The sequence below is a fragment of the Jiella marina genome (assembly GCF_024359545.1).
Classification (GTDB): domain Bacteria; phylum Pseudomonadota; class Alphaproteobacteria; order Rhizobiales; family Rhizobiaceae; genus Jiella.
Window position 1 is genome coordinate 210,996 of the sequence record NZ_JAKQZG010000002.1, and the last position, 25,846, is coordinate 236,841.

At 65.4% G+C, this 25,846-nt stretch carries 20 protein-coding genes; 8 read left to right on the top strand and 12 right to left on the bottom strand.

The genetic code is table 11. The annotated features are described in order from the left end of the window. Nucleotides 1-4: 4 nt before the first annotated feature. The 11 genes from MF134_RS04535 to MF134_RS04585 all read right to left on the bottom strand — a co-directional run bounded on the left by MF134_RS04535 (nt 5) and on the right by MF134_RS04585 (nt 11,957). Nucleotides 5-898: a branched-chain amino acid ABC transporter permease gene (locus MF134_RS04535; protein WP_255338213.1), complete on the bottom strand. Its 894-nt coding sequence runs from the start codon at nt 896-898 to the stop codon at nt 5-7. Then, complete coding sequence (locus MF134_RS04540; RefSeq protein WP_255338214.1) at nt 895-2,886, bottom strand: AMP-binding protein; 1,992 nt, start codon at nt 2,884-2,886, stop codon at nt 895-897. Before MF134_RS04540 ends, MF134_RS04535 begins: the two co-directional genes overlap by 4 nt. Beyond that, complete coding sequence (locus tag MF134_RS04545; RefSeq protein WP_255338215.1) at nt 2,883-3,710, bottom strand: ABC transporter ATP-binding protein; 828 nt, start codon at nt 3,708-3,710, stop codon at nt 2,883-2,885. Before MF134_RS04545 ends, MF134_RS04540 begins: the two co-directional genes overlap by 4 nt. 143 nt (nt 3,711-3,853) lie before the next feature. Continuing rightward, nucleotides 3,854-4,633, bottom strand: a complete 780-nt coding sequence (locus tag MF134_RS04550; RefSeq protein ID WP_255338216.1) for a crotonase/enoyl-CoA hydratase family protein — start codon at nt 4,631-4,633, stop codon at nt 3,854-3,856. Beyond that, nucleotides 4,630-5,541 (bottom strand): hydroxymethylglutaryl-CoA lyase, encoded by a 912-nt coding sequence (locus MF134_RS04555; RefSeq protein WP_255338217.1) that lies wholly within the window; start codon nt 5,539-5,541, stop codon nt 4,630-4,632. The genes MF134_RS04550 and MF134_RS04555 overlap by 4 nt, the downstream gene beginning before the upstream one ends. Next, the gene (locus tag MF134_RS04560; RefSeq protein ID WP_255338218.1) at nt 5,538-7,556 is read right to left on the bottom strand and encodes an acetyl-CoA carboxylase biotin carboxylase subunit; all 2,019 of its coding nucleotides are present in this window, start codon (nt 7,554-7,556) and stop codon (nt 5,538-5,540) included. Before MF134_RS04560 ends, MF134_RS04555 begins: the two co-directional genes overlap by 4 nt. 8 nt (nt 7,557-7,564) lie before the next feature. Next, complete coding sequence (locus tag MF134_RS04565; RefSeq protein WP_255338219.1) at nt 7,565-9,172, bottom strand: carboxyl transferase domain-containing protein; 1,608 nt, start codon at nt 9,170-9,172, stop codon at nt 7,565-7,567. 16 nt (nt 9,173-9,188) lie between these two features. Continuing rightward, the gene (locus MF134_RS04570) at nt 9,189-9,569 is read right to left on the bottom strand and encodes a type II toxin-antitoxin system VapC family toxin (RefSeq protein ID WP_255338220.1); all 381 of its coding nucleotides are present in this window, start codon (nt 9,567-9,569) and stop codon (nt 9,189-9,191) included. After that, nucleotides 9,566-9,946: an AbrB/MazE/SpoVT family DNA-binding domain-containing protein gene (locus MF134_RS04575; protein WP_255338221.1), complete on the bottom strand. Its 381-nt coding sequence runs from the start codon at nt 9,944-9,946 to the stop codon at nt 9,566-9,568. Before MF134_RS04575 ends, MF134_RS04570 begins: the two co-directional genes overlap by 4 nt. Nucleotides 9,947-10,123: 177 nt before the next feature. After that, nucleotides 10,124-11,287, bottom strand: a complete 1,164-nt coding sequence (locus MF134_RS04580; protein ID WP_255338222.1) for an isovaleryl-CoA dehydrogenase — start codon at nt 11,285-11,287, stop codon at nt 10,124-10,126. 49 nt (nt 11,288-11,336) lie between these two features. After that, on the bottom strand, nt 11,337-11,957 hold the full coding sequence (locus MF134_RS04585; protein WP_255338223.1) for a TetR/AcrR family transcriptional regulator: 621 nt from the start codon (nt 11,955-11,957) through the stop codon (nt 11,337-11,339). Nucleotides 11,958-13,009: 1,052 nt separating this feature from the next. Here MF134_RS04585 and MF134_RS04590 point away from each other — a divergent pair. From MF134_RS04590 to MF134_RS04625, 8 genes are all read left to right on the top strand, one after another. Continuing rightward, nucleotides 13,010-14,290: an ABC transporter substrate-binding protein gene (locus tag MF134_RS04590; RefSeq protein WP_255338224.1), complete on the top strand. Its 1,281-nt coding sequence runs from the start codon at nt 13,010-13,012 to the stop codon at nt 14,288-14,290. A 238-nt stretch (nt 14,291-14,528) separates the two neighbouring features. Next, on the top strand, nt 14,529-15,521 hold the full coding sequence (locus tag MF134_RS04595) for a carbohydrate ABC transporter permease (protein ID WP_255338225.1): 993 nt from the start codon (nt 14,529-14,531) through the stop codon (nt 15,519-15,521). Nucleotides 15,522-15,525: 4 nt separating this feature from the next. Further along, nucleotides 15,526-16,572 (top strand): carbohydrate ABC transporter permease, encoded by a 1,047-nt coding sequence (locus MF134_RS04600; protein WP_255338226.1) that lies wholly within the window; start codon nt 15,526-15,528, stop codon nt 16,570-16,572. 10 nt (nt 16,573-16,582) lie between these two features. Further along, entirely contained in the window at nt 16,583-17,683 is a 1,101-nt protein-coding gene (locus tag MF134_RS04605) for an ABC transporter ATP-binding protein (RefSeq protein WP_255338227.1), read from the top strand. A 269-nt stretch (nt 17,684-17,952) separates the two neighbouring features. Next, nucleotides 17,953-20,298 carry a glycoside hydrolase family 31 protein gene (locus MF134_RS04610; protein WP_255338228.1) on the top strand — a complete coding sequence of 782 codons (2,346 nt, stop codon included), beginning with the start codon at nt 17,953-17,955 and terminating at the stop codon, nt 20,296-20,298. A gap of 125 nt (nt 20,299-20,423) precedes the next feature. Further along, nucleotides 20,424-21,314, top strand: coding sequence for an SMP-30/gluconolactonase/LRE family protein (locus MF134_RS04615; RefSeq protein WP_255338229.1), 891 nt, complete (start codon nt 20,424-20,426; stop codon nt 21,312-21,314). Between the two features lie 7 nt (nt 21,315-21,321). After that, a complete protein-coding gene (locus MF134_RS04620; protein WP_255338230.1) occupies nt 21,322-22,086 on the top strand; it encodes an SDR family NAD(P)-dependent oxidoreductase in 765 nt (254 codons plus the stop codon). 10 nt (nt 22,087-22,096) lie between these two features. Next, nucleotides 22,097-24,112 (top strand): alpha-glucosidase, encoded by a 2,016-nt coding sequence (locus MF134_RS04625; RefSeq protein WP_255338231.1) that lies wholly within the window; start codon nt 22,097-22,099, stop codon nt 24,110-24,112. Here MF134_RS04625 and MF134_RS04630 read toward each other — a convergent pair. Then, on the bottom strand, nt 24,104-25,588 hold the full coding sequence (locus MF134_RS04630; protein ID WP_255338232.1) for a mannitol dehydrogenase family protein: 1,485 nt from the start codon (nt 25,586-25,588) through the stop codon (nt 24,104-24,106). The genes MF134_RS04625 and MF134_RS04630 overlap by 9 nt on opposite strands. Nucleotides 25,589-25,846 lie beyond the last annotated feature (258 nt).

The window sequence follows — 25,846 nt, forward strand, 5'->3', positions numbered from 1 at the left end:
GGGGTTACACTCGCTCGATGTCGGGCGTGCCGAACAGGCCGTAGGGTTTGATCATCAGGATGATGAGAAGCACGTAGAAGGGCGCCACCGAATACATGTTGCCGACATGGAGGTACTGGCCGTCAACGAATTCGGCGAGGTTCTCCAGAATGCCGATGGTCAGGCCGCCGATGATCGCGCCGACGATGGAATCGAGCCCGCCGACGATGACCGCCGGAAACACCTTGATGCCGATGATGGCGAGCGAGTTCGAGACCGCCGAGACGAGGCCGATGACGACGCCGGCGATGCCGGAGACGACGGCCGAGATCGCCCAGGCCATGGCGAAGACCCGGCCCACCGAGATGCCCAGCGACTGGGCGATCTGCTGGTTCCAGGCGGTGGCCCGCATGGCGAGCCCCCAGCGCGAATACTGGAAGAACCAGAAGAACAGGCCCATGACGACGAGCGACAGGACGAAGCTCATCAGATAGGCCGTCTCGACGTTCAGCCCGGCGATCGAAACCGTGCCCTGATCGAAGACCTGCGGAAACCGGACGGCGTTGTTGCCGAAGATCCAGTTCATCGTCGCCTGCATGAAGATCGACAGGCCGATGGTCGCCATGATCACCGAGATGACCGGTTCGCCGACCAGCGGGCGCAGGAGAATGACCTGCACCAGAACACCGAACAGCATCATGAAGACTAGCGAGAACAGGAAGGCCAGCCAGAAGGGCAGGCCCATGTTCACGACGAGAGCGAGGCAGACCCAAGCGCCGAGCACCACGAACTCCCCTTGCGCGAAGTTCACCACCTGCGTGGATTTGTAGATCAGCACGAAGCACATGGCGACGATGCCGTAGAGCATGCCGACGATGACGCCGTTGACGAGAAGCTGGATGAGAAGAGAGGTGTTCATGCCGCCTGGCTCTCCGTCTTTGGGGCGTCGGGTGCGTTGTCGAGGGTCTCGATCGCAAGCGTCGTGACCACCCGCTGCTTCGAGCCGTCCTGGAAGTGGATGACCGTGTCGATGTCCACGTGGGTCGCGCCGGAATAGATGCGCGCGATGATGTCCTCGTATTTCTCGGCAATCACGCCGCGCCGGACCTTCTTAGTGCGGGTGAGTTCGCCGTCGTCGGCATCGAGTTCCTTGTAGAGGAGGACGAATTTGGTGATGCGCTGCTGGGCCGGAAGCGTGGCGTTGACCCGCTCCACCTCCTCGCGCAACAGCGCATAGACCTCCGGCCGCGAGGCGAGGTCGGAATAGGTGGTGAAGGAGATCCGCCGCTCCTCGGCCCATTTGGCGACGATCGGATAGCGGATGCAGATCATCGCGCCGAGATAGGGCCGGTCCTTGCCGAGGATCACGGCCTCGGCGACATAGGTCGAGAATTTCAGCTTGTTCTCGATGAACTGCGGCGAGAAGCGGACGCCGCGGGACGTCGTTGCCAGATCCTTGATCCGGTCGATCACCACCAGATGGCCCTCCTCGGTCAGATAGCCGGCATCGCCGGTCTGGAACCAGCCATCCTCGGAAAAGCTCTCCTTCGACGCTTCGGCGTTGCGATAATAGCCGCTCATCATGTGCGGATGGCGCACCAATACCTCGCCGAGACCTTCCGGGTCGGGATCGCGGATCGCCAGCGTCACCCCCGGCATCGGAAAACCGACCGTCTCGTAGTCGACATGGCCGGCCTGGTGGATCGTATGGGCGCCGAGCGCTTCGGTCTGGCCGTAGAGCTGTTTCAGGGGCAGGCCCATCGCCTGGAAGAAGCGGAACGTGTCCGGTCCCATGGCGGCCCCGCCGGTGGCCGCGGATTTCAGCCGGGAAAAGCCCAGCCGGTCTCTCAGGTGGCGGAACAGGGCCCATTCGGCGACGGAGTCGCGCCCACCCTTCTCCATCGCCGCCATGCCGCGGGCGACGCCCCAATTGTAGATGCCGCGTTTCCAGGGCTTGGCGTCCATGATGCGAGCGCGGATGTCGGCCGCGACCCCTTCCCAGGCGCGGGGCGACAAGAGCACGAAGGTCGGGCCGATCTCGCGCAGATCGGCCATCATGGTCTGCTCTTCCTCGGGGAAGTTCACCTTCATCCGGGCGAGGAAGTTCCACGCCACCGAATACATCTGCTCCATGACCCAAGAGAGCGGGAGGACGGCAACATATTCGTCGTCTTGGCCGCGCGGATCGGCCCTCAGATAGGTCGCCGCATGGCCGATGAAGGCGTTGCCCGTCCATTCGGCGAGCTTGGGGCTCGAGGTCGTACCGGAGGTGGTGCAGAGGATCGCGACGTCGGCGCCGTCGGTGGCCTCCACCATGCGCTGCCAGAGGCCGGCATCCTTCTCGAACGCACGCCGGCCCCGTTCTTCGAGGTCCGAGATCGCGATCAGCCGCGGATCGTCATATTTCCGCATGCCGCGCGGATCGGTGTAGACGATCGCCTTCACGCTCGGGATGACGTCACCCAGATTGAGAAGCTTGTCGACCTGCTCCTCGTCTTCGGCGACGATCACCTTCGGGTGGGCATGGTCGGCGAGATAGCGGATCTCCTCTTCCAGCGCGTCGCGATAAACGCCGAGGCTCATCGCCCGGCAGGCATGGGCGGCGACTTCGCCCCAGACCCATTCCGGCCGGTTGTCGCCGATCAGCGCGACGACGTCGCCCGGACCGACGCCGAGTTCGGCGAAGGCTGCGGCCATGCGCGAGATATGCCCCTCGACCTCCGCCCATGTGTAGCTGACCCAGATGCCGAATTCCTTCTCGCGCTGGGCGACGAGACCCGGAAAGCGCTCGGCGTTGTGGCGAAGGAGTTTCGGCAGCGTCGTCAGCCGTGCCGCTTCCTGCAGCTCCGGCGCGGCATCCGGCCAGCCGATCTCCTCGCCGCTGATTTCGAGACGACGACCTGTCATGCCATCGCCTCCGTTTCCTCGGCAGCGAGCGCGTCGAGCATCTCGTCCTCCTCCCCGAGATAGGCCTTCTTCACATGCTCGTTGGCCAGCACCTCTTCAGGACTTCCGGCAGCGATGACGCGGCCGAAATCGAGCACCGCGACCCGGTCGGACAGGTCCATCACCACACCCATGTCGTGCTCGATCATCATGATCGTCATGTCGAACTCCTCGCGCAGGGCGAGGATGAAGCGGGCCATGTCCTCCTTTTCTTCCAGGTTCATGCCGGCCATCGGCTCGTCGAGGAGGATGAGTTCGGGCTCGATCGCCATCGCCCGGGCGAGTTCCACCCGCTTGCGCAGGCCGTAGGACAGGATGCCCGCCGGCTCGTTGCGCACATGCTGGATTTCGAGGAAGTCGATGATCGTCTCGACGAAGCGCCGCTCCTTGAGCTCTTCGCGCCGCGCCCCGCCGACCCAGTAGGCCATGCCGGTGACAAAGTTGTTCTTCAGCCGGTGGTGGCGGCCGACCAGAATATTGTCGAGCACGCTCATATGCCCGAACAGGGCAAGGTTCTGAAACGTCCGGCCGATGCCGAGATGGGCCCGGTCATTGATCGAATGTTTCAGAAGATCGCCGCCTTGCCACGCGATGTTGCCGCTCGTCGGGCGATAGCGACCCGAGATGCAGTTCAGCATCGACGTCTTGCCGGCGCCGTTCGGCCCGATCAGCGAGAAGAGTTCGCCCTTTCGCACCTCGAACGACACGTTGCTCAACGCTCGGACGCCGCCAAAGCGCAGCGACACGTCGTCGACCTTCAGGATCACATTGCCTCGATCCGCCAAAAACTCCTCCCGTTGGCGTTGTCCGCCGGCTCCGGGCCTCCCCGCCCTTCGCCGATGGTCATTCTCTGCGCGCTCATCATCGAGCGCTACAAGTCATTCCCAGACCTCACACTTTTGCCGGACGGACGTCCGCATGCCGTTCATCATCTCCGACTGCGCCGCTCCAGAAAGGCGCCAATGCCGGATCGCGCCTCCTCGGTTTCCCAGGTGTCCGCCAGCGCTTCAGCCGTCCGCTCCACGACGGCCTCGTCGATCACCGGCCCCAGCGCCCGCAGGAGTGCCTTCGACTGGCCGACCGCCTGTCCGACACAGTCGAGATACGGTGCCACCTCGGCCTCCACCTCCTCGTCGAGCGCAGCGGGTTCGACCGCCTTCGACACGAGCCCGAGCGAGACCGCCTCCTCGGCGTCGAACATCCGCGCCGACATGAACACCCGCCGCGCCCGCGCCTCGCCCATCTTGGCAGCAACGAAAGGCGAGATCGTCGCGGGCACGAGGCCGAGCTTGGTTTCGGTGAAGGCGAAGCGCGCCGCCCGACTCGCGACGGCCACGTCGCAGACCGAGATCAGGCCGAGACCGCCGCCGAAAGCCTGCCCGTTGATACGGCCGATCAGCGGCTTCGGCAGCTCGTTCAGGGCCTTGAGCATGCGCGCGAGGGCCGTCGCCTCGGCGATGCGCTCCGCCCGGCTCGCTTCGAACTGCGCCTTCATCCAGGTGAGGTCGGCCCCGGCGCAGAAGCTCTTGCCCTCCCCGGTCAGGACCACGGCGCGAACCGACGCGTCTTCGCCGAGCGACTTGGCCGCCTTAGCAAGCTCGCCGATCATTGCCGCATTCATGGCGTTGTGCCGTTCGGGTCGCGCCAGCGTCAGGGTGGCGACACCGCGCGGGTCGCGCTCGATCCGGATCGTGGACATGCTGGTCATGGCCGACCTCCCATGGCTCGGGAAGCGGCCGGTGCTGGCTGCCGGTGCGATTTCAGGCCTTTTGCGAAGGCCGCGGCTTCCGCGAGTGCCGCGGGATCAAGGCCGGTGCGGTATCCCTTGCCGGTCAGGAAAGCGTCGATGGCTTCCGTGGCCACATTGCCCTTCGCTCCGGTCGCATAGGGACAGCCGCCGAGCCCGCCCGCCGCCGCATCGAACACACGGATGCCGAAGCCGAGACTCGCCTCGATGTTGAGAAGCGCCCGGCCGGCCGTGTCGTGATAATGCCCGGCGAGCCGCTCGGCCGGAACCGCGCCTGAGACCGCGTCGAGCATGGCGGCGATGGTTTCGGGCGTCGCCTGCCCCAGCGTATCGCCCAGCGAGACTTCGTGGCAGCCCATGGCATGGAGCGCCGCCGCGACCCTTGCCACGGCGGCGGGCGCGACCGGCCCCTCATAGGGGCAATCGGTGACGCAGGAGACATAGCCGCGGACCGGAATGCCGCTCTCCTTCGCCGCCGCCAGAACCGGGCGGAAGCGCTCGAGGCTTTCGGCGATCGAACAGTTGATGTTCTTCCGGCTGAAGCTCTCGGACGCCGAGGCGAACACCGCCACCGCATCGACCTTCGCGGCCTCGGCCGCCTCGAAGCCCTTCAAATTGGGTGTCAGAGCCGAATAGGCGCAGCCGGGCGCACGTCGGATGCCCGCCATCACCGCGGCGGCATCGGCCATTTGCGGCACCCATTTCGGCGAGACGAAGCTCGTCGCCTCGATCCGCGTGAAGCCGCAGGCCGAAAGCCGGTCGATCAGCGCGATCTTGTCGGCCGTCGCCACGGGCGCGGGCTCGTTCTGAAGCCCGTCGCGCGGCGCCATCTCGACGATCACCACGGTCTGATCCGCCGCTTGGCTCATGCCTCCTCCCCGAATGTCACCAGAACGGCGCCATCCTCCACCTGATCGCCCAGGGCAACCAGAAGCTCGGCGATCGTGCCGTCCCGGGGGGCCTTCAGCGTGTGCTCCATCTTCATCGCCTCGAGCACGACGAGCGGCGCTCCGGTCGTGACGCGGGCACCCGCCTCGACCGCGAGCTTGCTGATCGTGCCGGGCATGGGCGCGACGATGCGATCGACCGACGGTGCGGTTTCGGCCGCCGCGGAGGGGCGATAAAGCGGCAGGATATGGGCTGCCCCGTCCGAGAAGACGGTCACCGCGTCGTCGGACAGGAGGAGATGGACGCTGGACTGCGTTTCCTCGACCACGACGCGCAAGACCATCGCGCCGGCTTCGTCGGAGCACTCGCTCGCCACGAGATCGATCCGGACGGTCTCATCCGGCCGATCGCCCGGCGCGACATCATAGGCTCCCCCGCCCCGGTCGGTCACGACCATGTCGGTGCGACCGCCCTCTTCCGCGAACCGCACCGCCTGACGCGCCGGACCCCAGGCGCGGAAACCGGCCAGCCGTGCGAAGGGGCTTCGATCCTCGACATCCGACGCGGCACCGCCGCAGTGAACGGCCAGGGCCGCCAGTGCGCGGATGCGGGCCGACGGAAGAGCGGGGGCGGTCAGCTCGCTCGCATCGCGATCGATCAGGCCCGTGTCGACCTCCCCAGCCGCAAAGCCCTCATGTTCGGCGAGCCGCTTCAGAAACGCGGCATTGGTGACGAGGCCGGCGATCCGCACCGCGCCGAGGGCGCGCGCCAGCCGCCTGAGCGCGGAGGGGCGGTCGGGTCCATGGACGATCAGCTTGGCGATCATCGGATCGTAATGGGGCGTCACCCGATCGCCCTGTCGCACGCCGGTGTCGATGCGCAGCGCCGGCGAGCCCTCGGCCAGGTGCAGATGGGTGATCCGCCCTGTCGCCGGCAGGAAGCCCTTGGCCGGGTCCTCGGCGTAGAGCCGGGCCTCAAAGGCGTGACCGTCGATCTGAAGGTCCGCCTGGGTTAACGGCAGCGCCTCGCCGCTCGCCACGCGAAGCTGAAGTTCGACGAGGTCGAGCCCGGTGATCGCCTCGGTCACCGGATGCTCCACCTGCAGCCGCGTGTTCATCTCCATGAAATAGAAGCGGTCTGGCCGCAGCCCGTCGGAGGCGTCGACAATGAACTCGACCGTCCCGGCCCCCGAATAGCCGATCGCCTTGGCCGCCGTAACCGCCGCCTCGCCCATGGCAGCGCGCATCTCCTCCATCATGCCGGGGGCCGGCGCCTCCTCGATCACCTTCTGGTGCCGTCGCTGGAGCGAACAGTCGCGCTCGAAGAGGTGGACGACGTTGCCATGCCCGTCGCCGAAGATCTGGATTTCGATATGACGCGGCGTTGCGACGAACTTCTCGATCAGGCAGCGCGGATCGCCGAACGCCGATTGCGCTTCCCGTCGCGCCCCTTCCAGCGCGTCTTCAAACCCGGCCGGATCGTCCACCCGGCGCATGCCCTTGCCGCCGCCGCCGGCGCGCGCCTTGATCAGCACCGGATAGCCGATGCGCTCGGCCTCGCCCGCGAGGAATGCCGGGTCCTGCTCCTTGCCGTGATAGCCGGGAACGACCGGAACGCCCGCCTCCTCCATCAGACGCTTGGCGGCGTCCTTCAGCCCCATGGCGCGGATCGCGCTCGCCGAGGGCCCGACGAAAATCAGGCCCGCCGCCGCGACCGCCTCGACGAAATCCGGATTCTCCGACAGGAAGCCGTAGCCCGGATGGATCGCATCCGCGCCCGTGCGCCGCGCCGCCTGGATGATCGCCTCGGCGTTCAGATAGCTCTGCGAGACCGGTGCCGGACCGATCAACACCGCCTCGTCTGCCATCGCCACGTGCATCGCCCCGGCATCGGCCTCGGAATAGACCGCGACGGTCCTGAGGCCGAGACGCTTGGCAGTCCGGATCACCCGGCAGGCGATTTCGCCGCGATTGGCAATGAGGAGGGTATCGAACATCGCTCTCCTCACATCCGAAACAGACCGAAGCGCGTGTCTTCGATCGGCGCGTTGAGGCTGGCGGCGAGCGACAGCGCGAGGATCTCCCGGCTCTGGCGCGGATCGACGATGCCGTCGTCCCAAAGCCGGGCCGAGGCATAGAGCGGGTGGCTCTGGCGGGTGAACATCTCCTCCGTCGGCTTGCGGAACTCGGCCTCCTCCGCCTCGCTCCAGCTCTGCCCGCGCTTTTCCATCGCCTGACGCTTGACGATGGCCAGCGTCTTCGCCGCCTGTTCGCCGCCCATCACGGCGATGCGGCTGTTCGGCCAGGACCAGAGGAAGCGCGGGGAATAGGCTCGGCCGCACATGCCGTAATTGCCCGCACCATAGGAGCCGCCGATCAGCATGGTGATCTTCGGCACCGCCGTGGTCGAGACCGCCGTCACCAGCTTGGCACCGTTCTTGGCGATGCCGCCGGCCTCGTATTTCCGCCCGACCATGAAGCCGGTGACATTCTGCAGGAACACCAGCGGCACCTTGCGCTGGGAGCAGAGCTCGACGAAATGCGCCGCCTTGACCGCGCTTTCGGAAAAGATGACGCCATTGTTGGCGACGATGCCGACGGGAATCCCGTGGACATGGGCAAAGCCGCAGACGATGGTCGTGCCGTAGCGGGCCTTGAACTCGTCGAAGCGCGAGCCGTCGACGAGCCGCGCGATCACCTCGCGCACGTCATAGGGCGTCTTCGGATCGGCCGGCACGATGCCGAGGATTTCGTCCGGATCGTAAGCCGGCTCTTCCGGCGCCTGCCGCGCGATCGTCGCCGGTTCGGCGCGACCGAGATGGCCGACGATGTCCCGCGCCAGTTCCAGCGCATGCAGATCGTCATGAGCGAGATGATCCGCGACGCCGGAGAGGCGCGTATGAACGTCGCCGCCGCCGAGATCCTCGGCCTCGACATCCTCGCCCGTCGCGGCTTTGACGAGAGGCGGGCCGGCCAGGAAGATCGTGCCCTGATCCTTCACGATGATGGTCTCGTCGCTCATCGCCGGTACATAGGCACCGCCCGCCGTGCACGAGCCCATGACCACGGCGATCTGGGCGATCCCCTTGGCGCTCATCTGCGCCTGATTATAGAAGATGCGGCCGAAATGATCGCGGTCGGGGAACACCTCGTCTTGGTTCGGCAAATTGGCGCCGCCGGAATCGACCAGATAGACGCAAGGCAGCCGGTTCGCCTCGGCGATCTCCTGGGCGCGCAGATGCTTCTTCACCGTCAGCGGGAAATAGGTCCCGCCCTTCACCGTCGCGTCATTGGCGAGCACCATGACCTCGCGGCCCTTCACCCGGCCGATGCCGGCGATCGCCCCGGCCGCCGGCACCTCACCGCCATAAAGGCCGTGAGCGGCGAACAGGCCGATCTCGAGAAAGGGCGAATCGCGATCCAGAAGCCCCTCCACCCGGTCGCGCGGCAGCAGCTTGCCCCGCGCCAGATGCCGCTCGCGCGCCCGCGTCCCACCCCCTGCAAGCGCCCGATCGGCCGCCTCGCGCGCCACATCGAGCTGCGCGAGCATCGCCTTGCGGTTTTCGCCGAAGACTTCGGAGCGTGGGGAGATCGCGGAGGTCAGGACAGACATTCCTGCCCCCCGTTCGTCATCGGATTAGTTCGATCGCCACGCCGAGATCGACCTTCAGCCATGCTCGATCGGCAGTCAGCGTCGCACACCCCTGCCGCCGCGCCAGGGCGAGGCAGGCCCGGTCGGCGAAGGAAAATTGGTGTCGCCGCGTGACCGGCCTGAACGAAGCCGCCAGAAGCGCGAGTTCCAGATCGAAGGAAACGACGAGGAGAGGCAATCGAGTGATCGCGTCCTCCGCCGCGGTACTCTCGAAACCGCGATCGGTGAGCTTTGCGATCGCTTCCGAGACGTTCACGGTCAGGATCGCCGCATCCTTCAATGCCGCTTCGACAATCTTGCTGCCAGGTTCCCCGAAAATCAGCGCCAGAACAGCCGAGCTGTCGAGAACGACCGTCATGGCTCGTCCGAGTCTTCGCGCCGAGCCTCGGCGCGTCGCTCGGCAATGAGTTCATCGACGGGTGAGCCTTCTCCCTTGTCGTGTTTCGCCACAAGAGCCCGAACCCTCTCCAAGGCTGCCGCGGGCGAGAGAATGCGGAGTTCTCCTTCGACAACCTCAGCGGTGACGGCGCTCTCCCCGCGAAGAAGCATCGCATCGCGCATTTCCGCGGGGATCGTGATGCGACCATCGCTTCCGACCGATAGCCGCATTCGACCGACCGAGCCGAATTGCGCAGGCTTGGAGCCATGACGGACATCATAGGCCTTCTTCCAGTAGGCATATTGAGTGGCGGCCGTGTTCGGATTGCCGCCTTCGGCGGTGTAGGCCTCGATCACCCTTTTGCGGTCCGCTCGCCGACCCAGTCGCTCGCTCAGCGTATTTGCGATTTCCCAGACACGCCCCGTCTTGGAGTCCGAACGGCCGGGCTGAGATGGAATAGTCCTGACGGCGTTCGACATCGGCATTCCCTATGTATGGATTTTGCCAAAATCTATACATGATCGAAATACCCATCAAGCCGTCTCCGCGAACAGTTCGCGGCCGATCAGCATGCGCCGGATTTCCGACGTGCCGGCGCCGATCTCGTAGAGCTTGGCGTCGCGCAGCAGGCGCCCGGTCGAGTACTCATTGATATACCCGTTTCCGCCGAGGGCCTGGATTGCCTGGAGCGCCATCTGCGTAGCCTTTTCGGCGGCATAGAGGATGCAGCCGGCGGCGTCCTTGCGGCTGGTCTCGCCCCGGTCGCAGGCGGCGGCGACGGCGTAGACATAGGCCCGCGCCGCATTGGTGCCGACATACATGTCGGCGAGCTTGGCCTGCATCAGCTGAAACTCGCCGATCGCCTGGCCGAACTGCTTGCGCTCGTGAACGTAGGGCACGACGACGTCGAGACAGGCAGCCATGATGCCGACGGGCCCGGCGGCCAGCACAACGCGCTCATAGTCGAGGCCGCTCATCAGCACCTTCACGCCGCCGCCGACCTCGCCGAGCACGTTCTCGTAGGGCACCTCGCAATCCTCGAACACGAGCTCGCAGGTGTTGGAGCCGCGCATGCCGAGCTTGTCGAGCTTCTGGGCGGTCGTGAAACCCGCCATGCCCTTTTCGATCAGGAAGGCGGTGATGCCGCGTGGGCCGGCGTCGGGATCGGTCTTGGCATAGACCACCAGCGTGTCGGCGTCCGGCCCGTTGGTGATCCACATCTTGGTGCCGTTGAGAACGAAGCGGTCGTTCTTCGCGTCGGCGCGCAGCTTCATGCCGACGACATCCGACCCCGCGCCCGATTCCGACATGGCAAGGGCGCCGACATTCTCGCCGGAGACGAGCTTCGGCAGATATTTCTGCTTCTGTTCGGCATTGCCGTTCCGGCGGATCTGGTTGACGCAGAGATTGGAATGGGCGCCATAGGACAGCCCGACCGAGGCGGAAGCCCGGGAAATCTCCTCGATGGCGACGCAATGGGCGAGATAGCCGAGCCCGGAGCCGCCATATTCCTCCTCGACGGTGATGCCGAGAAGGCCGAGTTCGCCGAGTTTCTGCCACAGCCAGTCCGGAAACGCGTTAGTGCAGTCGATTTCCTCCGCCTTCGGCGCGATCTCGTCCTGAGCAAAGCGATGCACCATCGCGCGCAGCGCCTCGACCTCCTCGCCAAGGGCAAAATTCATCGTCTTGTCGAACATTTCTTGCCTCCCACAAGAAACCGCCGGCCGCTCCCACAGCTGGCGGCGTTCACATTGTCGGCGTCTCCTCCACGCCAAGACTCTGCATGGCCATCGCCACGTAGATCTCCGCCACCTCGTCCCGGGACAGCCGGCCGCCATCGCGATACCAGGTGGTGACGCCGGTCAGCATGGCGATCAGCCCCATCGCCTGCACCGGAACGTCGGTGACCGCGAAGACGCCGAGCCTTCGGCCCGCCTCCAGAATGCCGCGCAGCCTCTCCTCATAGGCGCGCCGCAGTTCCTTCAGGCGGGATAGCCCCGCCGGCTCCAGGCTCCTCAACTCCATGTAGGCGATGAAGACATCGTCCGGCTGCGTCAGGTGGTAGAGCACGTGAAAACGCACGAATTCGCCGAGACGCTGGCGCGGATCGCCGCCGCTGGGCACCGATGCGTCGAGCGCGACCAGAAGCGCGCGCATATGCCCTTCCATCAACTGCACCAGAAGCGCCTGCTTGCTGGCGAAGTGATTGTAGATTCCGCCCTGGCGAATGCCGACCCGCTCGGCGATTTCGCGCATCGACACCGCCGGATAGCCGCGCTCGGCGAACAGGCTCAGCGCCGCGCGCTCGATCGCCTGTTTCGTATCGGCCTTGGGCTGGCCGGAAATGCTCGTCTTGTCCTTGAGCATCGATCGATCCCGGTGGATGAACGATCATTCACTAGCGCGAAATGTCTCGTGATGCAATCGCTTGCTTATCCGTTCGGTCAGGAGATCAATGCGCCCGCATACCCATCGTTCGAGATGGCGACTGACACCTCCGGCCTTGGCTCGCAGCCGGATTGGCAGGCCTTTTTGGCCATTCGCCAGCCCCGTAGCGCCGGGAAGAACTTCCCGGATTTATTTCGCCCATACCCCATTTGGGGATGCCGGGATCCGGACCGGAGGTCGCTGCCATCCGTCGAATGACAACTATTGCACCGCGGTGCGTAGCAGGATTTCGATCCACTCCGCTTGGGCCTGGATCGGCTTTCTCATCTGCCTCTTCTGGTTCGGCGTCGGAACGATCCTGTTCAGCCTGTTGCAGACGGCACTGGCCGGCCTTTCAGACGGTGAAGCGCCGTGGCAGGCCTGCCTGCCGACCTCACGCCTAATATCTCCTCCCTGATAATTTCGGGCATCAAGCGCCAAGGCGAGATCGAGATGATCGCGCGTTGTGGCGAGGCGGGTGCGAACGCCCTGTCCGCCAGGCTTACCTCTTCGGCCGCTGCCGCGGACGCCCAGTCAACCGGCAACGCCCCTACCCTGTCCCAACCGCGGAAGTCCGCTTCTCAATGAAAGTGATGTGATGAGGACGCAGGTCGATCGCCCGCCGGGCCGGCGGCAACAGCGTGTGCTCGGCAAGCAAAGGGGGTGGCGACGACCTCCTTTCTGCCAGTCAACACGGCTCACGGCGCGTTTGCCGAAGCAAAAAGGGCGGTGCTCTGCCGCCAGTCTTATAAAAGATACTATTTTCGTTTGACCTTCGAATTAGGTTCGTTATAAGCTGACATCAATTCGCATCCGCGCATGCAGCGAAATGCAGGAATCCGGGAGATCCGTTGTTCGCGGCCAGCGGAAGCGGGCTATCGCAGGGAACGAGGAGAAAGCCCGGCGACCGCTCGTTTCACGCAGCCCATCCATTGCGGCCAACGCGGCATGCGACTACGAATCGTCACGTGACGAAGATCTGGGAGGAATCAATGGTCACTAAAATGCTCCTCGCCGGCAGCACCGCCCTCGGTGCGCTGGCGTTTTCGGCCGGGCTCGCCGGTGCCGTGGAACTCAGGTTCCAGTGCTATCAGGACGGCACCGAGTGCCAGACCTGGCGCGAAGAAATCGAAAAGTTCGAAGAGCAGAACCCTGACATTCAGGTCACCGTTGACGAGGTGCCCTACAAGGCGATCCTCGAAAGCCTGCCGGTGCAGCTCGCCGGCGGCAGCGGCCCGGATCTCGCCCGGGTCAGCGATCTCGGCGGCCTCGCCCAGTACATGCTCGACATCCGCGAATATGTCGACGCCGATTATTGGGAGACGAATTTCGGCGACGAGCTGAAATGGACCCGCGTCAATGGCGAGGGCGACGAGGGCATCTACAACCTGCCCGACCAGCTGACGATCACCGGTCCCTTCGTCAACAAGACGCTGTTCGATCAGGCCGGCGTCGAAGTGCCGACCGGCGAGACGAGCTGGGAGGAGTGGGCGGAGATTTCCACGCAGGTCGCAGAAGCCACCGGCACGCCCTATCCGATGGCGATGGACCGTTCCGGTCACCGCTTCGCCGGGCCGGCGATCTCCTACGGCGCCAAGTATTTCGACGAAAGCGGCGAGCCCATCACCGTCGATCAGGGTTTCCGCGACTTCGCCCAGAAATTCGTCGACTGGAACAAGGACGGCACCATGGCGCCGGACGTCTGGGCCGGTTCCGGCGGCGCCAGCTATCAGGACGCGGCGCAGGAATTCATCAATGCGAGCCTCGTCTTCTACATGTCGGGCTCCTGGCAGGTCGCTCGCTTCGGTGACGAGATCGGCGATGCCTTCGACTGGCAGGTGGTTTCGCCGCCTTGCGGCGAAGGCGGCTGCACCGGCATTCCGGGTGGTGCCAGCATTGTCGGCTTCAAGCATACCGAACATCCTGAAGCCGTCGCCAAGCTCCTCGACTTCATGGCCCAGAAGGACGTCTATGCCGACTTCATCGGCAAGACCCGCGCCATTCCGGCTCACAAGGGCCTGCAGGAAGAAGGCGTCGAATATCCCGGCGCGTCCGAGAACGTGAAGGAAGCGCTCGCGGCCTTCACCAAGGCGGCCCAGGGCCTGAGCCCGGCGGCCTTCGCCTTCCAGGGCTACAAGAACAACCGCGCGATCATGAACGCCACCGTCGCCCGCCTGACTCAGGCGATCGTCGGCGAGTCGAGCCTCGACGAAGCCCTGAGCCGTATCGATGCCGACGTTCAGGAAGCGGTCCAGGCGTCCGGCGGAAACTAGGCCGCCTCGACGACAGCGTCCCGGCCGCAAGGGCCGGGCCTGATGAAGGGGTGCCGGAGGATCGGTCTGGCACCTTCTTCCCGGTCTGCAAGGACCGATGAAGAGGACCGGCGGCGAGACGCCTCTTGCTCCGCCGGCTTCGCAACAGGCGATCCACGAGCGACGAAAGAGCCTCCGAGAGAGGTTCGCATTGCCCTGCCCGCGCATCGTTCACGCCAAATGTGCTCCAGGTGCTCCCATGGTGAACCCGCTCAATCAGGCAGCCCAGTTCGGCTATCGGACCGCCTTTGGCCTGTTCGAAGTGCCGATGGCTGGCGCCCAGCGCCTGATCGGCATCGGCCGCATCGCCTGGCTGTTCCTTCTGCCCAATCTGGTGATCTTCGGCCTCTTTACGTTCCTGCCGATCATCCTCAACTTCTTCTACGCGACCACCGGATCGGACGCGATCCTCCTCTCCCAGCGCCCCTATGTCGGCGCGGAGAACTTCGCCTCGCTGCTCTCCTGCGACAACTATCTCGACCCCAATAGCTGCCGGCGCGACATCTTCTGGCGGGCGATCTACAACACGTCCTGGTTCGTCGTGCTGCAGGTCGGGTTCATGATCCTGTTTTCCCTGCTGACAGCGCTGATCCTCAATCGCGACATCCCCTTCCGAGGCTTCTTTCGCGGCGTGTTCTTCTATCCCGTGCTCCTGTCGCCGGTGGTGGTCGCACTGATCTGGAAATGGATCCTCCAGCGCTACGGCGTGCTGAACGCCGGGCTTGAAGGCGTTGGCCTGCCGACGGTCAACTGGCTGATCAGCGCCGACTGGGCGTTTTTCTGGGTGATCTTCGTCTCGATCTGGGCGCATATGGGCTTCTACACGCTGATCCTCCTCGCCGGCCTTCAGGCCATCCCCTCCGACGTCTACGAGGCGGCGGAGATGGACGGCGCCTCGCGCTGGCGTGTGTTCTCCAGGATCACCATGCCGCTGTTGATGCCGACCATGGTCGTCGTCCTTGTCCTCTCACTCATCCGCGCGGTGCAGGCATTCGACGAGATCTTCGTCCTGACCGGCGGCGGTCCGGGCACGGCGACGACGCTGATCCTGCAATATATCTACGAGACGGGCTTTGCCTCGCGGCCGCAGCTTTTCGGCCTCGCCGCCGCCGCCTCGATCCTGATGGCCGTGGTGCTCCTGGTGCTGACATTGTTGCAATTGCGGGCGACCCGCAGCCAGGCGGAGGGCTGAGAACATGGTCTGGTCCTTCATCTCGCGCACCCGCGGCCGCAATCGCTTCGATCTGACCGACTGGCTCACCTGGGGCTATCTGATCTTCGGCATCCTCCTGATGTTCGGGCCGGTGCTCTGGGTTGCCATGAGTTCGTTCAAGACCGACGCGGCCCTGTCTGAATATCCGCCGACCTTCTTGCCGCTTTCGCCCCAGACTGTCATGGTCGAGGGCTATGACGAGCCGCTGCCGCTCTACGAGATCACCGGCGGCGAATATGAAGGCCGCACGCTGGCGCAGATCCGGCGCATCGGGCTGAACGCCCAGATGGTCGATCCGCAGGCGCCGGGCGAGAGGCTCAACGTCTCGATCAACGACCGCGAACCGGCACGGGAGTTCTCGGTGGCCTGGGGCAATTACACCCAGCTCTTCGAGCGCTTCAATTTCATGCAGTATTTCTGGAATTCGGCCTTCATCACCGTGGTCGCGACGATCATCACCGTGATCTTCAACTCCATGGCCGCTTTCGCGCTGGCGAAATACAAGTTCCGGGGCCGAACGGTCGTGTTCCTCCTGATCATCGCGACCCTGATGATCCCGCCGACCATCAATCTCGTGCCGATCTATCTGGTCGTGAACGAGCTCGGCATCGTCAATTCGCCCTGGGGCGTCATCTGGCCCGCCGTGGCGACGCCGACGGGTGTCTTCCTCCTGCGCCAATACATGCTGACGATCCCGGATGACCTTCTCGACGCGGCGCGCATGGACCACGCATCCGAATGGCGGGTCTATTGGCGGATCGTCCTGCCGCTCGCGGCTCCGGCCATCGCGGTTCTGGTCATCTTCTCGGTGATGTGGCGCTGGAACGAGTTCCTCTGGCCATTGATCGTTCTCACCCGGTCGGAAGAATTCACCCTGCAGCTCGCGCTCAACGCCTTCCAGGGCGACCTTCAGACCTCGTGGAGCGGGCTCCTCGCCATGACCGTGCTGACGCTCCTGCCGATCACCATCATCTTTGCGCTTCTGCAGAAGAACATCACCGCCGGCATCGCCCAGAGCGGCGTGAAATAGGAAGGCGAGCATGGCCGTCGTCGAACTTGAAAAACTCGTCAAGGATTATGCCGGTTTCCGCGCGATCCACGGCGTCGACCTGACCATCGAGGACGGAGAATTCTGCGTCTTCGTCGGCCCGTCCGGCTGCGGCAAGTCCACGCTCCTTCGGATGATCGCCGGGCTGGAGGACATCTCCGGCGGCGAACTTCGCATTGATGGTGAGCGGGTCAACGAGCAGCGGGCCGCCGAGCGCGGGCTCGCCATGGTGTTCCAGTCCTACGCCCTCTATCCGCACATGACCGTGCGCGAGAACCTTGCCTTCGGGCTGGAGAACATCCGCACACCCAAGGACGAGATCCGCCGCCGCGTCGACGATGCGGCGCGCATGCTGCAGATCGAGGAGCATATGCAGCGCCGGCCGAAGCAGCTCTCCGGCGGCCAGCGCCAGCGCGTCGCCATCGGCCGGGCCGTGGTGCGCGAGCCGAAGGTCTTCCTGTTCGACGAGCCCCTCTCCAATCTCGACGCCGAGCTTCGAGTCGTCATGCGCGGCGAGATTTCCTCGCTCCATCGCCGGCTCGGCAACACCATGATCTACGTGACCCACGACCAGGTCGAAGCCATGACCATGGCCGACAAGATCGTCGTCCTGAAGCTCGGCACGATCCAGCAGGTCGGCTCGCCGCTCGATCTCTACAATCGCCCGGCCAACCAGTTCGTCGCCGGCTTCATCGGCTCGCCGCGCATGAACTTCCTTAAGATGAGCGTCGCCGAAACCCGCGCCGAGTCCATCGTGGTGAAAGAGGAAAACGGCCGCAGCTTCGAGGCGGCGGTCTCCCCGGAGGGGGTCAAGGCCGGGGACAAGGTAACGGTCGGCATCCGCCCCGAACACCTGGAGATCGGGTCCGAGCGCGGTCACCCCGTCACGATCGATTCCATCGAGCAGCTCGGCGGCGAATCCTATCTCTACTGCACCGACGCCGGCGGCCATCCCGTCACCATTCACAAATCCGGCCAGACCCGTCTGCGCGCTGGCGAGGAGGCGCAGGTCTTTCTGCCCGCCGAGTCGATCCACGTCTTCAAGGAAGACGGGATGGCGCTGGAGCGGCTGCGGATCGGCGAGGCGGTGTAGGGTTTAAAAGGCAAATGATGGTGGAGGCGGCCTGCCCCCTCTGTCCTGCCGGACATCTCCCCCACAAGGGGGGAGAGTGATCTCGCGCCCTTGCTCACATACTCTGAATCGTCGCATTTGGCACAACCGCTGAAGGAAAAACGCTATCCGCCGAAGCTGCCAGTCTCCCCCCTTGCGGGGGAGATCTCCGGCAGGACAGAGGGGGGTACCCAGGGCGCTGGCCTCTCGCGCTTGCGACCCATTGCAACAGACCACCAAGGCTCCCGCAAATGACCATCCTCAGCGCCACCGGCCCGGCAGAAGCGACATCGAACGGGCTCGCCATGCCGCTCAGTGCCGGCTTCACCCTTAAGATCGAGGTGCTGGAGGACTGGCTGACCCGCATCGCCATCGTGCCGGAGGGCGGGTTCGGCGTCGACCGCACCTGGATGGTCGCGCCGACGGGCGATACGCCCTGGGAGGGCCGTGGCCGTCTATCGTCTGAGGATTTCTCGCTGCCCGGTGCCAGCCATTCGGCCGAGAACGGCGTCGAAACCCTCACGGCCGGCGACACGCGCATCCTGATCGAGCCCGCGCCCCTGCGGCTCACGGTCCAGCGCAAGAGCGGCGAGAGCTGGCGCACGGTCCTCAAGGACCGCGAGCGCAGCGCCTATGACTGGCTGGAGAAGCGGGGCGGCTTTCGTCATTACCAGACGCGATCGCCGAGCGAGCGCCATTACGGCCTTGGCGACAAGGCCGGCGCGCTCGATCGGACCGGGCGGCGCTTCCGCTGCCTGCAGATCGATTCCATGGGCTACAACGCCGAGACCACCGATCCGCTCTACAAGCACGCCCCCTTCGTCATGGTCGAAGCCGAAGACGGCACGGCGACGGGGCTTCTCTACGATACGATGTCGGAGATGGCGGTTGATCTCGGGGCCGAGCATTCGAACTATTACGACCCCTATCGCCATGTCGACATTCTGGAAAAGGGCCTCGTCCTTTACGTGATCGCCGGCCCGCGCCTTGCCGACATCACGCCGCGGCTGATGCAGCTGACGGGTAAGCCGCACCTGCCGCCGCGCTGGTCGATGGGCTTTGCCTTCACCACCATGCACCATGCCGACTCCCCCAATGCCCAGGAGGTGATGACGGGATTCGCCGAGCGCTGCCGGGCCGACGACATTCCGATCTCGGCCATCCATTCGGGCTCGGGCTACACCACCAAAGCGGATGGGCGGCGCTATGTTTTCACGTGGAACATGTCGAAGTTCCCCGATCGCGCCGGCTTCTTCAAACGCCTCAAGGAACTCGGCTATCACACCTGCGCCAACGTCAAGCCGGTGCTTTTGAAAGAGCATCCGGCCTATGAGGCAGCCGCCGAGGAAGGTATCTTCGTCAAGCGCGCCGACGGCACGCCCGCCGTCGAGATGTTCTGGGGCGGCGAGGGCGCGAGCCTCGATCTGTCAAACCCGGACACCGTCGCCTGGTGGCAGACCGGCATTCGCGAGCAGGTTCTCGAAGCCGGCTTCGACGCCGCCTGGAACGACAATAACGAGGCGGAACTCTGGGACGAGACGGCCCGCGTCGACGGGTTCGGCAACGAAATGCCGGCGATCGAGGCGAAGCCCCTCCAGGCCCTGCTCATGACCCGCGCGACCTTCGAGGCGACCCAGGCGCTCGATCTCGACAAGCGCCCCTACACGATCAGCCGGGCGGGCCCCATCGGCATCGCCCGCTATGGCGAGACCTGGACCGGCGACAATTATACGAGCTTCCATACGCTGAAGTGGAACATCCGCAACGGCGCCTCGATGAGCCTCTCGGGCATGCCCTTCATCGGCCACGACATTGGCGGCTTTTCCGGACCGAAGCCGGGGCCGGAACTCTTCGTGCGCTTCGTCGAATTGATGGCGCTGCATCCGCGTGCGGTCATGAACTCCTGGAAGCCCGACCTCGCCGATCCGGTGAACGTGCCCTGGATGCACGATCGGGTGACGGAGCATGTGCGCAGCGCCTTGCGTCTGCGCTATCGGTTCCTTCCGCTGCTCTATTCCCTCGCCCATCGCTGCCATCAGACCGGCGAGCCAATCGTCGCCCCGCTGCTCTATCATTTCCCGGACGCGTCCTGCCGGACCGATCCCGACGCCTTCATGCTCGGCCCGGATGTGCTCGTCGCACCCAACGTCACCGAAGGCGCGGACACGGTGACGATCGACCTGCCGCAGGCCGGAGGGGGCTGGCACGATTTCTGGAGCGATACGATCCATGAAAGCGGAACCCGCGTGACGGTAGCGGCTCCGCTCGGCCGGCTGCCGCTCTTCGTGCGCTCGGGCGCCATCCTGCCGCTGGCGACCGACTGGCCGGCAGAAAGCCCCCATGACGCGACCCATGTCGCGCTCACCGCCTTCGCCTCGCCAGGTGCCGGGCAATCCAGCCGCACGCTCTTCTTCGACGATGGCGAGACCTGGCGCTACCGCGACGGGGATGCCTCGCTGCTGACCTGCGATCTGACCTGCGATGCGAACCTGGTGCGCCTGGCCGTCACCGAAACGGCGACGGGCCGCGGCCGGCCGGTCCTCTCGGTCGGATTTCGCGGTCTCGCGGGGCGCTCCTTCGAAAAAGCCTTGCCTTGACGGTGATGATCACACCGCCAATCCTCGGCGCCGAGACATGCGGCCAACGCTGACCCCGCGCCGGTCGACACTGAAGCCCACGGCCTCGCAGCCAGAGCAGTGCAACACGATATCCGGAGGACCCGATGACCCAAGATTCCTTCGAACTCACCCTCGATGCCGGCTGCGCGCTGGGCGAATGCCCGGTCTGGTCGGGAGAGGAAGGCGTCCTTTACTTCGTCGACATCAAGGGCATGAAGCTTCACCGCTTCGATCCCGAAGCCGGACGGCACACCTCCATCGGCCTGTCGGAGGAGATCGCCTGCTTCGCGCCGATGAAGGGCGGCGGCTTCGTCGCGGGGCTGCGCTCGGGCGTCTGGCAGCTCGACGAAAAGGGTGAGCGGGTCGCGATGCTAGCACCCAATCCTGAGGACCAGGCGGCGAGCCGCTTCAATGACGGGCGGACCGACCCTTCCGGCCGCTTCTGGCTCGGCACGATCGACGAGCCCAAGGCCGGCGGCAAGGCGCATCTTTACCGCTATGACAAGCGCGGGCTGGTCGCGGTCGAAGGTGGCCTGATGACATCCAACGGCCTCGCCTTCTCGCCGGACGGGCGGACGATGTATCATTCGGACACGCCTCGCTTCACCATCTATCGCTACGACTACGACGTTGAGACCGGAGAGGCGACGAACCGGGCCGTGTTCAAGACCTTGCAGCCCGAAGGCGCGGATCGCGGCCGGCCGGATGGCGCGGCCGTCGACGCGGAAGGCTGCTACTGGACCGCGCTCTACGAGGGCGGGCGGGTGCAGCGCTACTCGCCGGACGCCGAGCTTCTGGCCGAATATCCCGTGCCGGCGCAATGCCCGACCATGCTCGCCTTCGGCGGCGCCGACCGCAAGACCCTCTACGTCACGACCGCCCGCGACGGCCGGCCGGACGCAGAACTCAAGACCCTCCCCCATTCCGGCGGCGTCTTTGCCATGCAGGTAGAGACGCCGGGGCTTCCCGAGCCGCTATTCGATCCGGAGCGCTGATCCGCCCATGTCCACACCCTATGATACCGTCCGCTACACCTCGCTCGACGGGCGCGCGGTCCTTGTCACCGGCGGCGCTTCCGGAATCGGCGAAGCCATCGTGAGAGCCTTCGCGGCCCAGAATGCCCGCGTCGCCTTCCTCGATATCGACCGGGAAGCCGGCGAAAAGCTCGCGGGAGAAACCGGCGCAAGGTTCGAGCCTTGCGACGTGACCGACATCGCGGCGCTGCGCAAAGCGATCGCGTCGATCGAAGAGGCGTTCGGCGGGATCGACGTTCTCGTCAACAATGCCGGCAAGGACGACCGGCACGCCATGGAAACGGTCGAGCCGGACTACTGGCGGCGCATGCTGTCGCTCAATCTCGACCATCAGTTCTTCGCGACCCAGGCCGTCGCCAAGGGCATGAAGGCGCGCGGCGGCGGCTCGGTCGTCATGCTCGGTTCGATCTCCTGGATGCGCGGCCGGCCGGGCCTCGTCGGCTACACCACCGCCAAGGCGGCGATCAACGGCATGACCAAGACGCTCGCGCGCGAACTCGGCGCCGACGGCATCCGCGTCAACTGCATCGTGCCGGGCGCGATCCTCACCGAGCGCCAGAAGGCGCTTTGGCTGACGCCGGAACTCGATGCCGAATTCATCCGTCTGCAGGCGCTGAAGTTCCGGCTCGACGCCGGCCATGTCGCGCGCCTTGCCCTCTTCCTCGGCTCGGACGAAAGCGCCGGCTGCACGGCCGCCAATTTCGTCGTCGATGCCGGCCTGACCCAGAATTGAGGCCCTGCCCGTGAAGCTCGTTCCGCATGATGGAGGCTTCGACCTCCTGTTCGGCGATCGCCTGATCCTTCGCCATCGCTCCGACTCGCCGTCGCTGTACGTCGGTCGCGGCGAAGAGCGCATGGCGATGTATCGCGGCAATTTCGACATCGAGGACTATGTCACCGCCCGCGTCCCGCTGAGCGCGGCGACGATCGAGAGCCTCGAAGACGGATGGCGCGTCGCCTTCGCCACTCAGCCGGACACGACCCCGGCCCTGACGCTGGACGTCAAGGGTGACAAGCGCAGCGGCTCGATTGCATTCACCGCCCATGACGAGACCCTCAACCGCTTCTGGCTGCGCGTCGCGTCGGAGGTCGGCGAGCATGTCTGGGGCGGCGGCGAGCAGATGTCCTATCTCGACCTCAAGGGCCGGCGCTTTCCTCTCTGGACCTCCGAACCGGGGGTCGGGCGCGACAAGACGAGCCCGATCACCTTCGAGGCCGATCGCACGGGACGCGCCGGCGGCGACTATTACAACACCAACTATCCGCAGCCGACCTGGCTCTCCTCGCGCCGCTACGCGCTGCATGTGGAAACCAGCGCCTATGCGGTGTTCGACTTCCGGCATGAGGATTTCCACGAGATCGAGGTGTGGGCACTGCCTCAACGGATCGAGCTTTTCGCCGGCGCGAGTTTCGTCGATCTGGTCAAGGCGCTGTCGGATCGCTTCGGCCGCCAGCCACGCCTGCCGGACTGGGCGCTGGAAGGCGCGATCATCGGCCTGAAGGACGGCGAAAACTCCTTCGCGCGCCTGGAACGCTATCTGGAAGCGGGCAGCGTCGTCTCGGGCCTGTGGTGCGAGGACTGGGTGGGCCTGCGCGAAACCTCCTTCGGCCGGCGCCTGTTCTGGGACTGGACGGCCAGCGAGAGCCGCTATCCGGACCTGAAGCAGCGCATCGCAAAGTTGCGTGATCGCGGTATCCGCTTTCTCGGCTATGTGAACCCGTATCTCTGCAATGACGGCCCGCTCTTTGCCGAGGCCGAAAGCCAGGGTTTCCTCGCGACGGACACCGCCGGCGCCACCTATCTCGTCGATTTCGGCGAATTCGATTGCGGCGTGGTGGACTTTACCATCCCCGAGGCCTCCCGCTGGTTCGAGGACCGGATCATCGGCCGGAACATGATCGATCTCGGCATGACCGGCTGGATGGCAGATTTCGGCGAATATCTGCCGATCGACCTGTGCCTCAAGGACGGCTCCGACCCCAAGCTCATGCACAATCGCTGGCCGGTGCTCTGGGGCGAGATCAACGCCCGCGCCGTCGAACGGGCCGGGCAGACCGGCGACACAGTCTATTTCATGCGCGCGGGCTACACTGGCATCCAGGCGGCCTGTCCGCTGATCTGGGCGGGCGACCAGTCGGTCGACTTCTCCCGGCATGACGGCCTCGTCACCGTCATCGTCGGCGCGCTCTCCTCCGGCCTTCTCGGCAATGCCTATCACCACTCGGATGTCGGCGGCTATACGAGCCTCTTCGGCAATCGCCGCACGGCCGAACTGATCATGCGCTGGGCCGAGATGGCGGCCTTCACCCCGGTCCTGCGCACCCATGAGGGCAACCGGCCGACGGAAAACCTGCAGATCGACCAGGACGGCGACGTGCTCACGCATTTCGCCCGGATGACCCGCATCCATGCGGGCCTGAAGCCCTATCTCGCCGCACTCTGCGACGAAGCGGCAGCGACGGGCCTGCCGCTGCAGCGCCCATTCTTCCTGCATCACGAGGACGACGCCCGGGCCTACACCATCTGGGACGCCTATCTGCTCGGCCCGGACCTCCTCGTCGCGCCGGTCTGGCATGAAGGGGCCCAGGAATGGCGCCCTTATCTGCCCGCGGGCGCAGAGTGGATGCATCTGTGGACCGGCGAGCGCCATGCCGGCGGCAGCGAGCCGACGGTTGCGGCTCCGTTCGGCCACCCGCCGGTCTTCTATCGCGTCGGCTCGGCCTTCACGCCGCTGTTCGAGGGCCTGCGCTCACTTTGAGACGAGGGCTGTGACTGTCGCGGCCGAGCCGCGAGCATAGAGCGCCGTCAGGGCATTGGTCACCGGAACGGTGAAGGCGGAATTGTCGCGCAGGTCGCGGCCGAAGACTTCGCTCACCGCCAGATAGCCGGCGGCCACGTCGTCCGGCTGGTGGCCGGCCTCGTCGGCGATCGCCTTCAGGCGCACGGCGAGCGGGTCCTTGACGTCGATCGTCGCACCCTTTTCGTCGACGCCGGTGACATAGCGCATCCAGGCGGCAACGCCGAGCGCCAGCCGGTCGATGGGCTGGCCCGCTTCGAGCCGATCGCGGATCGTGCCCAGCAGGCGCTGCGGCAGTTTCTGCGATCCGTCCATGGCAATCTGCCAGGTTCGGTGCTTCAGGGCCGGATTGTGGAACCGCGCAATCAGCGCGTCGCGATAGGCCGGAAGATCGGCGCCGGCAACGTCCAGCGTCGGGATCACCTCCTCGCTCATCAGCTCCCCGACCAGACGCTCGAATGCAGGATCGGCCATCGTCTTCGAGACGGTCTCGTATCCGGCGAGATAGCCGAGATAGGCGAGCGTCGAATGGGAGCCGTTGAGCATTCTGAGCTTCATGCGCTCATAGGGCTCGACATCGGGGACCATCTCCGCGCCGACGCTCGCAAAGTCCGGTCGCCCGGTCGGGAAGCGATCCTCGATCACCCATTGGGTGAAGGGCTCGGTCACCACCGGCCAGGCGTCCTTGACCCCGAGGGTGGCGCAGATCTCGTCCGTGTCCGCGTCGGTTGTCGCCGGCACGATCCGGTCGACCATGGTGCCGGCCACCGCCACGTCCCGTTCGACGAAGCGGGCGAGTTCGCCGTCGATGAGAGCTGCATATTGCGACATGATGCGGTGGACGGTCGGCCCATTAGCCGGCAAATTATCGCAGGGCATGACCGTGAACGGCACGATGCCGGCGTCGCGCCGGCGCCGGAGCGCCTCGACGAGAAGGCCCGGCGCCGAGGTCGGCGCGCGCGGATTCGCCAGATCCGCCTTCACGTCCGGATGCTCGGCATTGAGGTCTCCCGTCGCCGGATCGTGGCAATAGCCCTTCTCCGTCACCGTCAGCGAGACGATCTTCACGTTGGGATCGCACATCGCCGAAAGCAGCGCCTCCGGGTCTTCCGGCGCGACGAGAATGTCGCGGATCGAGGCGACGATGCGCAGTTTCGTGCCCTCGCCCGAACGCACCGCCACGGCGTAAAGACCATCCTGCGGCGCCATGGCGTCGCGCATGTCCGGCCGGCGCAGCGAGGCGCCGACAATGCCCCATTGCGGATCGGTGGCCAGGAGATCGTCGAGATAGACCGCCTGATGCGCGCGATGGAAGGCGCCGACGCCGAGATGGACGATGCCTGTCGCCACCTGGCGCGGATCATAGCCCGGCCGCGCCACGTCTTCCGGCAGGCGGCCGAGGGTTTCGAAGGACAGGCGGTCGTCTGCGGAATTCATGGCGTCGTTCTCGAGACTGGGGCTGAAGGAGGATGCGGGAAGATAGGTCACCGGCACCGCGGCGGCGAAAATCGAAACCGGGCATCGGGGCGTCGACTGGCGATTCCCCCGAAAAGGCAAACTCGACAGGCTACCGCCCGAATGACCGCCGAAACCGAACCCAACTCCCGCCGCGACTGAGATGTGCGGGTTGGTATGGTAGTATCCTAGAAGCGTCAAGGAACCACCTTCCGGCCCCTCACGTCCTCGTCAAGCACG

Bases quoted from the DNA above. Each gene is read 5' to 3' on its own strand.
- MF134_RS04535 (WP_255338213.1), bottom strand. From the start codon at position 898: ATGAACACCTCTCTTCTCATCCAGCTTCTCGTCAACGGCGTCATCGTC.
- MF134_RS04540 (WP_255338214.1), bottom strand. From the start codon at position 2,886: ATGACAGGTCGTCGTCTCGAAATCAGCGGCGAGGAGATCGGCTGGCCG.
- MF134_RS04550 (WP_255338216.1), bottom strand. From the start codon at position 4,633: ATGACCAGCATGTCCACGATCCGGATCGAGCGCGACCCGCGCGGTGTC.
- MF134_RS04555 (WP_255338217.1), bottom strand. From the start codon at position 5,541: ATGAGCCAAGCGGCGGATCAGACCGTGGTGATCGTCGAGATGGCGCCG.
- MF134_RS04560 (WP_255338218.1), bottom strand. From the start codon at position 7,556: ATGTTCGATACCCTCCTCATTGCCAATCGCGGCGAAATCGCCTGCCGG.
- MF134_RS04565 (WP_255338219.1), bottom strand. From the start codon at position 9,172: ATGTCTGTCCTGACCTCCGCGATCTCCCCACGCTCCGAAGTCTTCGGC.
- MF134_RS04570 (WP_255338220.1), bottom strand. From the start codon at position 9,569: ATGACGGTCGTTCTCGACAGCTCGGCTGTTCTGGCGCTGATTTTCGGG.
- MF134_RS04580 (WP_255338222.1), bottom strand. From the start codon at position 11,287: ATGTTCGACAAGACGATGAATTTTGCCCTTGGCGAGGAGGTCGAGGCG.
- MF134_RS04585 (WP_255338223.1), bottom strand. From the start codon at position 11,957: ATGCTCAAGGACAAGACGAGCATTTCCGGCCAGCCCAAGGCCGATACG.
- MF134_RS04590 (WP_255338224.1), top strand. From the start codon at position 13,010: ATGGTCACTAAAATGCTCCTCGCCGGCAGCACCGCCCTCGGTGCGCTG.
- MF134_RS04595 (WP_255338225.1), top strand. From the start codon at position 14,529: ATGGTGAACCCGCTCAATCAGGCAGCCCAGTTCGGCTATCGGACCGCC.
- MF134_RS04600 (WP_255338226.1), top strand. From the start codon at position 15,526: ATGGTCTGGTCCTTCATCTCGCGCACCCGCGGCCGCAATCGCTTCGAT.
- MF134_RS04605 (WP_255338227.1), top strand. From the start codon at position 16,583: ATGGCCGTCGTCGAACTTGAAAAACTCGTCAAGGATTATGCCGGTTTC.
- MF134_RS04610 (WP_255338228.1), top strand. From the start codon at position 17,953: ATGACCATCCTCAGCGCCACCGGCCCGGCAGAAGCGACATCGAACGGG.
- MF134_RS04615 (WP_255338229.1), top strand. From the start codon at position 20,424: ATGACCCAAGATTCCTTCGAACTCACCCTCGATGCCGGCTGCGCGCTG.
- MF134_RS04620 (WP_255338230.1), top strand. From the start codon at position 21,322: ATGTCCACACCCTATGATACCGTCCGCTACACCTCGCTCGACGGGCGC.
- MF134_RS04630 (WP_255338232.1), bottom strand. From the start codon at position 25,588: ATGAATTCCGCAGACGACCGCCTGTCCTTCGAAACCCTCGGCCGCCTG.